The sequence below is a fragment of the Flavonifractor porci genome (assembly GCF_037572415.1).
Taxonomy (GTDB): domain Bacteria; phylum Bacillota; class Clostridia; order Oscillospirales; family Oscillospiraceae; genus Flavonifractor; species Flavonifractor porci.
Genome location: NZ_JBBHLB010000001.1, coordinates 253,474 through 266,092, shown reverse-complemented (window position 1 = coordinate 266,092; position 12,619 = coordinate 253,474). Strand labels below are relative to the sequence as shown.

The 12,619-nt window shown below is 59.3% G+C and carries 14 protein-coding genes; 1 reads left to right on the top strand and 13 read right to left on the bottom strand.

What is annotated here, in order from left to right; genetic code table 11:
• Window positions 1-18 precede the first annotated feature (18 nt).
• Window positions 19-267, bottom strand: coding sequence for a hypothetical protein (locus WHJ28_RS01285; RefSeq protein WP_340039257.1), 249 nt, complete (start codon window positions 265-267; stop codon window positions 19-21).
• Between the two features lie 105 nt (window positions 268-372).
• On the opposite strand from WHJ28_RS01285, the gene WHJ28_RS01280 reads away from it, so the two are divergent.
• Window positions 373-597, top strand: a complete 225-nt coding sequence (locus WHJ28_RS01280; RefSeq protein ID WP_340039256.1) for a helix-turn-helix domain-containing protein — start codon at window positions 373-375, stop codon at window positions 595-597.
• A 59-nt stretch (window positions 598-656) separates the two neighbouring features.
• Here the strand turns inward: WHJ28_RS01280 and hisE are convergent, their stop codons facing one another.
• The 12 genes from hisE to WHJ28_RS01220 all read right to left on the bottom strand — a co-directional run bounded on the left by hisE (window position 657) and on the right by WHJ28_RS01220 (window position 12,603).
• Window positions 657-986, bottom strand: a complete 330-nt coding sequence (gene hisE / locus WHJ28_RS01275; RefSeq protein WP_204704727.1) for a phosphoribosyl-ATP diphosphatase — start codon at window positions 984-986, stop codon at window positions 657-659.
• On the bottom strand, window positions 983-1,312 hold the full coding sequence (gene hisI, locus WHJ28_RS01270) for a phosphoribosyl-AMP cyclohydrolase (protein ID WP_425461091.1): 330 nt from the start codon (window positions 1,310-1,312) through the stop codon (window positions 983-985). Before hisI ends, hisE begins: the two co-directional genes overlap by 4 nt.
• Window positions 1,313-1,321: 9 nt before the next feature.
• Complete coding sequence (locus WHJ28_RS01265; protein ID WP_340039255.1) at window positions 1,322-1,567, bottom strand: hypothetical protein; 246 nt, start codon at window positions 1,565-1,567, stop codon at window positions 1,322-1,324.
• Window positions 1,568-1,589: 22 nt separating this feature from the next.
• Window positions 1,590-2,345, bottom strand: a complete 756-nt coding sequence (gene hisF, locus WHJ28_RS01260; protein ID WP_340039254.1) for an imidazole glycerol phosphate synthase subunit HisF — start codon at window positions 2,343-2,345, stop codon at window positions 1,590-1,592.
• Window positions 2,339-3,061, bottom strand: a complete 723-nt coding sequence (hisA, locus tag WHJ28_RS01255) for a 1-(5-phosphoribosyl)-5-[(5-phosphoribosylamino)methylideneamino]imidazole-4-carboxamide isomerase (protein ID WP_340039253.1) — start codon at window positions 3,059-3,061, stop codon at window positions 2,339-2,341. The genes hisF and hisA overlap by 7 nt, the downstream gene beginning before the upstream one ends.
• Window positions 3,058-3,666: an imidazole glycerol phosphate synthase subunit HisH gene (hisH, locus tag WHJ28_RS01250; protein WP_340039252.1), complete on the bottom strand. Its 609-nt coding sequence runs from the start codon at window positions 3,664-3,666 to the stop codon at window positions 3,058-3,060. Before hisH ends, hisA begins: the two co-directional genes overlap by 4 nt.
• Window positions 3,666-4,241 carry an imidazoleglycerol-phosphate dehydratase HisB gene (gene hisB, locus WHJ28_RS01245; RefSeq protein ID WP_340039251.1) on the bottom strand — a complete coding sequence of 192 codons (576 nt, stop codon included), beginning with the start codon at window positions 4,239-4,241 and terminating at the stop codon, window positions 3,666-3,668. Before hisB ends, hisH begins: the two co-directional genes overlap by 1 nt.
• A 12-nt stretch (window positions 4,242-4,253) precedes the next feature.
• Window positions 4,254-5,528 carry a histidinol dehydrogenase gene (hisD, locus tag WHJ28_RS01240; RefSeq protein WP_340039250.1) on the bottom strand — a complete coding sequence of 425 codons (1,275 nt, stop codon included), beginning with the start codon at window positions 5,526-5,528 and terminating at the stop codon, window positions 4,254-4,256.
• Window positions 5,525-6,166, bottom strand: a complete 642-nt coding sequence (gene hisG, locus WHJ28_RS01235; protein ID WP_087333857.1) for an ATP phosphoribosyltransferase — start codon at window positions 6,164-6,166, stop codon at window positions 5,525-5,527. Before hisG ends, hisD begins: the two co-directional genes overlap by 4 nt.
• Entirely contained in the window at window positions 6,163-7,332 is a 1,170-nt protein-coding gene (gene hisZ / locus WHJ28_RS01230; protein WP_340039249.1) for an ATP phosphoribosyltransferase regulatory subunit, read from the bottom strand. The genes hisG and hisZ overlap by 4 nt, the downstream gene beginning before the upstream one ends.
• Window positions 7,333-7,453: 121 nt before the next feature.
• Window positions 7,454-7,966 (bottom strand): ferritin, encoded by a 513-nt coding sequence (locus WHJ28_RS01225; protein WP_340039247.1) that lies wholly within the window; start codon window positions 7,964-7,966, stop codon window positions 7,454-7,456.
• Window positions 7,967-8,418: 452 nt separating this feature from the next.
• Window positions 8,419-12,603, bottom strand: coding sequence for a PolC-type DNA polymerase III (locus WHJ28_RS01220; RefSeq protein ID WP_340039246.1), 4,185 nt, complete (start codon window positions 12,601-12,603; stop codon window positions 8,419-8,421).
• Between the last annotated feature and the right edge of the window lie 16 nt (window positions 12,604-12,619).

Here is a 12,619-nt window from a genome sequence, read left to right as displayed (position 1 = left end):
GGACAAAAGGCCGCACCTTTACCCAAAGTCGTGTCGGGTCCCGCACCCGCTGCCTAAATCCTCAAATACACACACAATCTCTTCAATTTTTTGAAAGCATTCTGTATCATCCAGGCGATCATCTTTTAAGATCGCCTGGATTTTTTGTATGGCCTGATAACATCTTTGCTCCATAAGCCTACTGATATCGCATGACAATTCCGGAAAAGAGATGTTCATGGTCGTATTCTGCAAGATGTGAGCCAGTATTTCCTGATATAGTTCCATCACGCCCTCCTGTACAGTACTTATAAGTACTGTATTAAACATTCTAATGAGAACTTGTTGTATTGTCAATAGTATTCATAAGTACTATTGCGAGGGGGCAAAGCAATGTTTTTTCAGCGGCTACGCGATCTCCGAGAGGACAGGGATCTGTATCAGAAGGATATTGCCGAGGTGCTGGGGATCAGCCAGACGGTATACTCCCGTTACGAGCGTGGGTTCCAAACCATTCCGGTGGTCCATCTGATGGCGCTGGCCGACTTCTACCACACCTCCACCGACTATATCCTGGGCCGCACCAACATCAGCAGCCCCTACGAACGTGTAAAATAAGGAACCGGGTCCTGCCGCCAATGGCGGCAGGACCCGGTTTTTGTAACAGCCACAATCTGTTAAGTCTCGTGGTCCACAGTCTTCATTTGTTTCAGATTGCCGATCTTATGACTACGGCGCTCCAGTTCGGAGAGCACCGCGTCCAGAGGGATATTCTGGTCGGCCATCATCACCATCAGGTGGTAGATGAGGTCGGAAATCTCCCCCACCGTCTCCTCCTGCTTGCCGTTCTTGGCGGCGATGATGGTCTCGGAGCATTCCTCCCCCACCTTCTTCAGAATCTTATCCAGGCCTTTGTCAAAGAGATAGCAGGTGTAGGACCCCTCCTGGGGATCGCTCTTGCGGCCCAGCACCACCTGGTACAGGTCCTGCAAAATGGTATCGCTCATGGCGTTTCCTCCCAAATCGTGTTGAAAAAGCAGCTGCGTGCCCCAGTGTGGCAGGTGGGGCCCTCCGGGGTGCAGAGATAGAGCAGGGTGTCGGTGTCGCAGTCGGTGACCACCTTCTTCACGTGGAGGAAGTGGCCCGAGCTCTCCCCCTTGTTCCACAGCTTCTGGCGGCTGCGGGACCAGAACCAGGCGGTTTTGGTCTTTAAGGTCAGCTCCACCGCTTCTCTGTTGGTAAAGCCCAGCATCAAAATGTCTTTGGTATCCGCGTCCTGGATCATGACGGGAATCAAATCAGATTTCTGAAACAAAAGCTCCAGATCCATCATACAATCACCTCAAAATTCCCAGGGCGGCTTCGCCTCTTTCCAGTCCCAGGGATCTTCGCCGCCCCGCCGGTCCCTGCTTACGGTCAGCTTTGTCTGTTCCGGCGATGTGCGGGGCAAAGGCCGGTCGGATACCGGCTTGTTGTGCTTGGCCGCTTTCCGCTGCTGAGCCGCGCCCGGCAGCCTGCGCCCGGTCAGTTGATTGATGTTTGTCTCTCCGATCAGGTCAGACACCAGATCAAAAATGTCATCCAGCATACCATCTTCCCCCTTGTGTGAGTTATCGCACCGGGATCTTTCTGGTTTCAAGATACTCCTTTACCTGGGGCACTGTCAACTCCCCAAAATGGAATAATGAGGCTGCCAGGGCCGCATCACACCCGGTTTCTTTAAATACCTCTGCAAAATGGGCCAGACTGCCGCAGCCGCCAGAGGCGATAACAGGGATAGACACTGCGTCGGTCACCGCCTTCGTCATGGCCAAATCAAAACCGGCCTTGGTGCCGTCGGCATTCATGGAGGTGAGCAGAATCTCGCCTGCCCCCAGAGTTTCCCCTTTCTTCACCCATTCGATCAGGTCCATGCCGGTGGGCTTGCGGCCTCCGGCCACCACCACCTCCCAGGTACCGTCTCCCCGGGCGCGGGCGTCCACTGCCAGCACCACGCACTGGGAACCAAACCGTTCCGCCGCCTCAGAGATCAGCTCAGGCCGGGCCACCGCGGCGGAGTTAACGGAAATCTTGTCCGCCCCCGCCCGCAGCAGCCGCTGAAAATCCTCCAGTGTACGGATGCCGCCCCCCACTGTCAGGGGGACAAAGACCTGAGCGGCGGTGCGCTCCACCACGTCGGCCACGGTGTCCCGGGCGTCGCTGGTGGCCGTGATGTCCAGAAAGACAATTTCGTCAGCGCCCTGGTCCGAGTAATATTTGGCCAGCTCCACCGGGTCGCCGGCGTCCCGGATGTTGACGAAGTTGACCCCCTTTACCACCCGGCCGTCCCGCACGTCCAGGCAGGGAATGATTCGTTTGGCTAACACTGCTCCCCCGCCTCCTTTACCGCTTGCGCCAAGTCCACCGTTCCGGCGTAGTAGGCCTTGCCGATGATGGCTCCGTACAATTTCATGTCGTTCAACTTGGACAGATCCCCGTTGGAGGACACGCCGCCGGAGGCCACGATCTGGCAGCTTACCGCCTTCTGCAAATCGGTCAGCCGATCAAAGGAGGGGCCGGACATCATCCCGTCGGTGGCGATATCTGTAAAGATAATAGCCTTTACACCTATTGATTCCATGGACTTGGCAAAGTCCAGGTAGTTGAGTCCGGAGGACTGCTCCCATCCAGCAGTCTTGACGATGCCGTCCATGGCGTCGATGCCCACAGCAATACGCTCACCGTACTTGGCCACCGCCTCTTTCACAAACTCCGGATGGCTGACAGCGGCGGAGCCGATGACGCACCGCCACACCCCCAGGGCAAAAACCTCCTCCAAATCGGCCATAGAGCGGATGCCACCCCCCAGCTCCACCTTCAGGCCGGAGCTCTGGGCCACCTCCTGCACAATGGCGCCGTTCTGCCGGGCTCCGCTGCGGGCCCCGTCCAGATCTACCATATGGATATGGCGGGCCCCGGCGTCGTAAAAGGCCTTTGCGGTGACAAGAGGATCGTCCGCCACCTGGTGAGCCGTTGCGAAATCTCCTTTGTAAAGGCGGACAGCCTTACCATCTTTCAAGTCAATGGCGGGAAATAAAATCATGTGTTCAGCCCTCCAAAGTTTCTCAGGATCTGCAAGCCCACCTCGCCGCTCTTCTCTGGGTGGAACTGGCAGCCGTACACATTGCCCTTCTGGACCGCCGCCACCACCGGAGTACCGTAGTCAGTCTGGGCGATGACGGTGGACGGGTCAGCGGCCACGCCGCAGAAGGAGTGGACAAAGTAGACGTACCTGCCCTCCTCCACCCCTGCAAACAGCGGAGACGTGTTGGGGTAGCTCAGGCTGTTCCAGCCGATGTGGGGCAGCTTGAGATCGGTCTTAATTCTACGGACACAGCCGCCTACAAGGCCAAGTCCTTTACACTTCCGCACCTCTTCACCCCGGTCAAAGAGCAGCTGCATCCCCAAACAGATGCCCAGAATGGGTTTGCGTTCCGCCTGGGCCGTCAGCACCTGATCCAGACCGGTCCCCCGCAGCTTGTCCGCCGCATCGGGGAAGGCTCCCACACCGGGCAGAATGATGGCGTCGGCCCGCTCCAGCTCCCTGGGATCGCTGGTGATGCAGGTGTTCAAACCCAGATAGTCCATGGCGTTGGTGACGCTCTTCAGATTGCCCACGCCGTAATCCACGATAGCGGTATAGCCCATCACAGCACCCCCTTGGTGGAGGTGACCCCGGTACCGGTGATCTGCACGGCCTCCTTGACCGCCACACCCAGGGACTTGAACAGGGCCTCGGTAATATGGTGGGCGTTCTTTCCGTAGTGGCACTTCATATGTAACGTTAATCCACTGTTCACTGCGAAGGCCCTCATAAACTCCTCGGTAAGGCAGGAGTCATAGCCTCCGATCATGGGCTGGGGCATCTCGGCGTCAAACACCAGGAAGGGCCGGTTGGAGAAGTCCAGGGCGGTAAAACACAGAGCCTCATCCATAGGAATGAAGGCGGAGGCAAAACGCCGGATGCCCTTCCGGTCCCCCAGGGCCTGCCGTATGGCCTGGCCCAGCACGATACCCACATCCTCCACGGTATGGTGCCCATCCACCTCCAGATCTCCCTTGACATAGAGTTCCAGGCCCAGCCCACCATAGAAGGCGAAAGCCGTCAGCATATGATCGAAAAAGCCGATGCCGGTGTGGACATCCACCCCTCCTCCCTCCAGAGACAGGGTCAGGCGGATATCGGTCTCCTTGGTGGTGCGGGTCACTTGGGCTGTTCTCATGGTCATTCTCCTTTACTCAAACCGCACCTTGATGGAGTTGGCGTGGGCGGTGAGCTTTTCGCTCTTGGCCAGCGTGATGATCTGGTCCTTAATGGGGGCCAGACTGGCCTGATCATACTGGATGATACTCATGGTCTTGAGGAAGCTGTCCACACTGAGGGGCGAGAAGAACCGGGCGGTGCCGCTGGTGGGCAGCACATGGTCGGGCCCGGCCAGATAGTCCCCCAGGGGCTCCGGAGACCAGGCGCCCAAGAACACCGCACCGGCGTTCTTGATGGAGGGCAGCAGGGCCCGGGGGTCCTCCGTGACGATCTCCAGGTGTTCCGGGGCCACCTCATTGGCCAGAGCGGCGCAGTCCTCCAGGCTGCCGCACACGATGGCGCAGCCAAAGTCCCGCAGAGAACACTCCATGATCTCGGAGCGGCTGAGATAGCCGGTCTGGCGGACGATTTCAGCGTCCACGGCCTGAGCCAGCTCCATGGAATCGGTGAGCAGCACGGCGGAAGCCAGCTTGTCGTGCTCGGCCTGGCTCAGCAGGTCGGCGGCTACAAACTTGGGGTTGGCCTTACCATCGGCAATGACCAGCACCTCGGAGGGGCCGGCCACCATGTCGATGTCCAGCTTACCGTAGGCCTGCCGCTTGGCGGAGGCCACAAAGGCGTTGCCGGGGCCCACCAGCTTATCCACCCGGGGGATGAAGCCCGCCCCGTAGGTCAGGGCCGCCACCGCCTGGGCGCCGCCCACGGCGATCACCCGGTCCACCCCGGCGATCTTGGCGGCGGCCAGCACCGCGTCATTCAGGTTCTCTGTGGGGGGCGTCACCATGACGATCTCCTCCACCCCAGCCACCTTGGCGGGCACGGCGTTCATCAGTACGCTGCTGGGGTAGGCCGCTGTACCGCCGGGCACATAGATGCCCACCCGGGTCAGGCCTCGGACCACTCGGCCCACCACGCCGCCGTCAGGGGAAGTCCACTCCATGGTGCGGATGAGCAGCTTTTCATTGTAATCTCTGATGTTGGCGGCCGCCCGTTCCAGAGCGGCGATGAGGTCCGCCGTGCAGCGGTTATAGGCCGCCTGAAGTTCCTGACTGGTGATTTCCCGGGGCTCGGCCTTGTCGAAGCGGAGAGAATAGTCCCGTACCGCTTCAAAGCCCTTCTCCCGCACAGTCTCCATGATCTCGGCTGCCACCGCGTCAATGGCCTGATTGGCCTGGGCCGCCCGGGCCTTCATGGCGGTAATGACCGCTTTTTCGGCCGCGCCGTCTGCTTTTACGATCTGAATCATGTCCGCTTCTCCAATTCTCCCTCACAACGGGCGATAAAATCTTCGATCTGACTCTTATATAGCTTCATGCTGGCGGTATTGACGATAAGCCGGGCAGACACCGGGGCCACATCTTCAATGGGCACCAGGCCGTTTGCCTTCAGGGTGGCCCCCGTCTCCACGATATCCACGATGGCGTCGGCCAGTCCCAGAATGGGGGCCAGCTCCACACTACCCTCAATTTTGATGATGTCCACATCCATGCCCTTACCGGCAAAGAAGGCGCGGGTCACCTCCGGGTATTTGGAGGCAATGCGCCGGGTCTTGTAAGTGCCGTAGAAATCGCTCCCTGCCTTGACGGCCAGGGCAAACCGGCACTTGCCGAACCCCAGGTCCAGCACCTCGTAGAAGGAGCCACCCTTTTCCAGAATAGTGTCCTTTCCCACAATGCCCAGGTCACAAACGCCGTGCTCCACATAGGTGATGACGTCTGGGGCTTTGGCCAGCACCGCGTCCAGAGGGTAGTTGGGCACACAGTGGACCAGACGGCGGCCCGGGTCTTTGATGGGGGAACAGTCCAGCCCGGCCCCCTCGAAGAGCTCCATGCTCTTATCCAGCAGCCGCCCCTTGGTAATGGCGATCTTCAGCCGCTCACTCATACCCGCACCGTCCTTTCTCCGTCCTTATCCAGAACCAGCACCATCTCCGCACCCTTGTCCCGGGCCAGGTGCAGGCTGGACTCCAGCGTACGACAGGGGGACAGCTCGCAGGTACCGGCAGGGCGGCCATCCACCGCTTCCAGGGCCTGGGCCAGATAGCCCGGCTCATAGTGGACCACGGTACGCAGCACCGGCAGCACCATCTCAGGCAGGGTGCGGGCCACCGCGTCCACGTCCACAGCGAAGCCGGTGGCCTGGGCCTCCCGGCCGAAGATACCCACCAGGTTATCGTACCGACCGCCGGAGAGAACAGCGTCTCCCGCTCCCTCCACATAGCCCCGGAAGACTACGCCGGTGTAGTAATCGATCTGATGGACCATACCCAAATCGAAACGGATGTAGGGACCGTAACCCGCGGCAGACAGTTCGTCGTACAGCTCGGACAGGTAGTCCACCGCCGGGGTCTTCCCTGCCAGGCGCTCCGCCTGACCCAGCACCTCTACCCCGCCGAACAGGCGGCTGAGCTGCTCCAGGGCCGCACAGGCCGGGTTGCCCCGGTAGGGCTCCAGGAAATCCTTCAGGGCTGCGAAGTTCTTGCCCTCGATGAGGGCCCGGATCTCTTCTACAGCAGAATCCTCCAGTTCCAACCGGCCTGCCAGCTCCCGGAAGTACCCGGCGTGACCCAGCTCTACATGGAACCTGGCGGCCCCGCAACACCGCAGGGCATCAATGGCGGTAACGATAATCTCCACGTCCGCCTTCTTCCCTTTTGCGCCGATGAGCTCCACCCCGCACTGGGGAATCTCCCGACTGCCGCCGTTGTGGGCGGGGTTGGCCCGGTATACTGTCTGATCGTAGTACAGCCGCTGAGGCATGGCCATCGTCTTCAGTTTTGTGGCCGCCACCCGGGCAATGGGAGTGGTAGAGTCGGGCCGCATGACGCAGAACTTACCGCTGGGGTCCCCCACCTTAATCATGCGCTCCTGTGGGATGGCGCTGCCTGACCAGGCAAAGAGGTCGTAGAACTCAGTTTCCGGAGTAGAGACCTCCAAAAAGCCCCGCTGGCGGAACAGGCGGGTCAGCTTGGCCTGGACCTGCCGCCGCTCCTGACACTCGGCAAACAGCCGGTCCCGGGTACCCTCGGGGGTGTTACTGTTGAATTTCACGGGATCACGCCCCTCACTTTATCGATTTACCACGCTAATATACTATAGCATCCGTATTTTGTCAAGTGCCAACCAAATAAAATACGGGCAGCCCCCAGGTGGGGCTGCCCGCTGCAATCGCTTAAAGAACCAGACTGGGGGCGCTATAGACCCGGGCAGCCATTTCACTGTTAAGCATATACAAGCCCTTGGCGTCATCTCCAAAGAGCTTCATCTTTTTGATCATGTCCTCCGCGTTCTTTTCCTCTTCACCCTGCTCCTTGACGAACCAGTCCAGGAACTGAGTGGTTCGGAAATCCTTGGCGGCCTGGGCAGCCTCGTAGATATTATGGATCAGGCTGGTGACATAGCGCTCATGCTCCAGGCCGAACTCCAGTACCTCCAGCTTGTCCTTGAGTTCCTTGTCCGGCTTCTGAATCGTGTCCAGGGTGACCTTGCAGCCGTTATTTTGCAAATATTGGAGGAAGAGCATGGCATGGTCCCGCTCCTCCTGGGCCTGTACCTTATACCAGTTGGAGAAGCCATCCAGCCCGATCTCGTCATAGTAGATGGAAAAGTCCAGATACAGATAGGCGGAGTAGAATTCCTTATTCACCTGTACATTCAGCAGCTCAGCAACCTTTTGATCCAACATGGTCACACACCTCATTTATATGATAGGATGGGTTTATGGTATCATTTTTCCAGACAAAATACAAGCCCACGAAGGAGGACAGTATGCCCTTCCTAAAATCCATCGAACAGTGTAATCTGGCTGGTGTCGGGCATACCCACAAGGGGCACGCCCCTTGTGGGGTCCAACTTCACCCCATCTGCCGGGCAAAATCAATTTGCCCGGCATCGAGGTTTTGCCTGTGGCAAAACCCTCGAACGCCGCATTAGCGGCGGGGAGACGGTATGCCCTTCCTAAAATCCATCGAACAGTGTAATCTGGCTGGTGTCGGGCATACCCACAAGGGGCACGCCCCTTGTGGGGTCCAACTTCACCCCATCTGCCGGGCAAAATCAATTTGCCCGGCATCGAGGTTTTGCCTGTGGCAAAACCCTCGAACGCCGCATTAGCGGCGGGGAGACGGTATGCCCTTCCTAAAATCCATCGAACAGTGTAATCTGGCTGGTGTCGGGCATACCGTCCAGGGCACCCACTGCTTTCAGCTGCTCGATGTGGGTCTTGGACACCTTGGGGCAGGCGGCGGAGAATTCCTCGATGGAGATGAACCGCTTACCCTGCCGCTGCTCCATAATGGACAGGGCCGCCGTCTCACCCAGGCCGGGGATGGAGGTAAAGGGCGGCAGCAGAGTCCCCTTCTCCATATCGGGCAGGAAGTTGACGGCGTGGGAGCGGTACAGATCCATGTGCTCAAAGGTAAAGCCCCGGAGGTAGAACTCGTACACCACTTCCAGGGTGACCAGGGTATCCTCCTCCACGGGGGTGGGCTTCTCCTTGCTCTCGATCTCCTTCATCTTGGCCTTGCACACATCCATGCCCATACACATACAGGTGGCGTCGAAGGCCTTGGCCCGGATGGAGAAGAAGGCGGCGTAGAAGGCCAGGGGGTGGTGAACCTTGAACCAGGCAATGCGGAAGGCCATCATAACATAAGCCACCGCGTGGGCCTTGGGGAACAGGTACTTGATCTTCTTACAGGAGCCGATATACCAGTCGGGCACACCGGCGGCCTTCATCTCCTCCTCCGCACCGTCGGGCAGGCCTCTTCCCTTTCGCACCGCCTCCATGATCTTGAAGGAGCGCTTTTCCGGCATTCCGCAGGAGATGAGGAAGATCATAATATCGTCACGACAGCCGATGGCCTGGCCAACGGGGATACCCTGATCCACGATCAGGTCCCGGGCATTGCCCAGCCACACATCGGTGCCGTGGGAAAAGCCGGACAGGCGCAGGAGGATGTCGAACTGGTGGGGCTGGGTGTCCATGAGCATTCCGCGGGTGAACTTGGTGTTGAATTCAGGAATGGCCACAGCGCCGGTGGGACCCAGAATGGGGTCATCCTCAAAGCCCAGCACCTTGGAGGAGGTGAAGATACTCATGGTGTCCTTGTCGTCCAGAGGGATCTTCTGAGGGTCCACCCCTGTCAGGTCCTGAAGCATACGGATCATGGTGGGATCATCGTGGCCCAGCATATCCAGCTTCAGCAGGTTGGACTCCATGGAGTGATATTCAAAATGGGTGGTGATGATGTCGCTGTTGGGGTCGTCAGCGGGATGCTGCACCGGACAGAAGTCGTAGATCTCCCGGTTCTGGGGAATAACCACCATGCCGCCGGGGTGCTGGCCGGTGGTGCGCTTGACACCGCTGCACCCAAGGGACAGCCGGTTCTCTTCCGCACGGGTGCCGTGGAGACCATGGTCGTCCAGGTAGTGTTTCACATAGCCAAAGGCGATCTTATCCTTCACCGTACCAATGGTGCCCGCCCGGAACACGTGAGTCTGGCCAAACAATTCAAAGGTATAGCGGTGGGCGCTGGACTGATATTCGCCGGAGAAGTTCAGGTCGATATCGGGCACCTTGTCGCCGCCAAAGCCCAGGAAGGTCTCAAAGGGAATATTGAAGCCATCCTTTTCATAGGGAGTGCCGCACACCGGGCAGTTGGCGTCCGGCATATCGGCGCCGCAGCCGATGCCCAGTTCCTTGGCGATCTCAAAGTCGGAGTGCTTGCACTTGGGGCAGCGGTAGTGGGGCGGCAGCGAGTTCACCTCGGTGATGCCCGACATGAATGCCACCAGAGAGGAGCCCACCGAACCACGGGAGCCCACCAGATAGCCATGGTCCAGGGAGTCCTGCACCAGCTTCTGGGCCGACATATAGATCACGTCGTACTTACACTTGATAATATCACCCAGTTCGGCGTTGATCCGGTCCACCACGATCTGGGGCGGTTCCTCGCCGTAAAGGGCTTTTGCCTTATCCCATACCAGCCGGGTCAGCTCCTCAGCGGAGTTTTCGATCTTGGGCGCGAACAGGCCCTTGGGCAGAGGCACCACATCCTCGCACCAGTCGGCAATCATGTTCGTGTTGCGTACCACCACCTCGTAAGCCTTCTCCTTGCCCAGGTAGGCAAATTCGTCCAGCATCTCCTGGGTGGTCTTGAAGTAGAGGGGCAGAGGCGAGTCGGCGTCGTCAAAACCCTTGGAGGCCAGCAGGATATGGCGGTAGATCTCGTCCTCCGGGTCCAGGAAATGGACGTCGCCGGTGGCGCACACCGGCTTGTCCAGCGCCTCGCCCAGAGCCACCACCGTGCGGTTGAAGTCCCGCAGCTCCTCCTGGCTCTTCACCATCCCCTTGCGGAGCATAAAGGCATTGTTGCACAGGGGCTGGATCTCCAGAAAGTCGTACCAGGAGGCAATGCGCTTGAGCTCGTTCCACTCCTTCCGCTTGACGATCGCCTGGAACAGCTCGCCAGCCTCGCAGGCCGAGCCAATGATGAGCCCCTCCCGGTGCTGGTTGATGAGGCTCTTGGGCATAATGGGATACCGCTTGAAGTGGTCCAGATAGGAGGCGGAGATCAGCTTATAGAGGTTCCGCAGGCCCAGCTGATTCTTGGCCAGCACAATGAGGTGCTTGGGCTGCCGCTTGGCCTTGCCGCCGGAGCGGAGCTTGGACATGGCCGGATTGATCTGCTGGAGGGTATGCACCCCCAGGTCGGCCAGCATCCGGAAGAAGGGTACCAGCATATAGCCCACCGTGGCCGCGTCGTCATAGGCCCGGTGATGGTTGAAGGCGGGCAGATTCAGATGGTTGGCTACAATGTCCAGCTTATACTTGCCCAGGTCGGGCAGCAGATTCTGGGCCAGGATCAGGCTGTCCAGAGAGGTGTTCTCAAAGGGCCGGCCCATCCGGCGGCAGGCCTCTCCGATGAAGCCCATGTCGAACTCCGCGTTGTGAGCGGCCAGAGGCCGGTCCCCCACGAAGTCCAGGAAGGCGTTGACCGCCTCCTCCTGGGAGGGGGCCCCCTTCAGCATCTCATCCGTGATGCCGGTGAGCTGGGTAATCTCCCGAGTCAGGGGCCGGCCGGGGTCAGCGAAAGTGGAAAACTGCTCCACCACTTCCCCGTTCCGCAGCACCACGGCGCCGATCTCAGTGATGGCCTCGGTGCGCTTGTCCAGGCCGGTGGTCTCAATATCAAAGCAAACGATATCTTGTGTAAAGTCCTGATCCTTGTCGCCATGAATGACAACCCGGTCATCCACGTCGTTGATAAAGTAGGCCTCCACGCCGTAGAGGATCTTGATGTTCTTGGCGGAGTGCCAGGCGTTGGGGAAGGAATGGGCCACGCCGTGGTCGGTGATGGCAATCGCCCGGTGGCCCCACCGCTCTGCCCGCTTCACCACGTTCTTGTCCACGCCGATGGGCGAGTCCATCTTGGAGCCCACAGCGGTAAGGGCATCCATGGCCGACATATTGGTGTGGAGGTGGAGTTCCACCCGCTTCTCCGGGGCGTCGTCAGTTTTAGGCTCCTTCTTGCCCTCCATCACAGCAAAGGGCTCCAGCACCATATCGCCGGTAAAGCGGTCGATATTCAGCTTACCCTGGATAAAAAGATGCTGGCCTTTTTTCACACCCTCCACCAGGGGCTTACCCTCGTCGCCGGGGAAAAACTTATTGATCCGCACAGAGCCGGTGTAGTCCGTTACGTCAAAGGACACCACCCAGGCCTCCCGCTTTTTCAGCTCCCGGTGCTCCACCGCGAATACATCGCCCTCTACAATGACGGTGCCCATATCCAGATCCAGGGTGCCCATTGGAATGGGGTCCTTCTTGATCTCATGGCGTCCGTAAAGTAGTTTTCCTTTTCCCTCTTTGGGCGCCTTTTTCTCCGCCGGGCGGGCCACCTTCAGGCTCTCCAGGGCCCTGCGGCGGATCTCCTCGGTACGGCGGAAAGCAGCGGCAGCATCGTCCTCCACCGGCGGCTTTTGGGGCTGCTGAACGGGAGTCGGCTGCTCCAAAGCCGGAGCGGCTGCCGCAGGCTTCCGGGGCGCTTCCGGCGCAGGAGCAGACCCATCCCCAGTCGGGACAGCCATCTCCAGCAGCACCTGCTCCACACGGTAGGCCAGAGCGATACTGCGCTCGATTCGGTGGCGCAGTCCATCCGGGGGCGGATTGCCACACTCCACCTGGGCCTTGATGGACCGGGTGTGCTTATCAATGACCGCCCGGGTGACCAGATAGTCCTTGGTCATTTCCGTCAGCTCCGGACCGGGCCGCCAGGCGGAAAACAGTTTTAAAAATGGGATCTTTTGTGCTTCAGGCATAGGACACGCTCCTGCT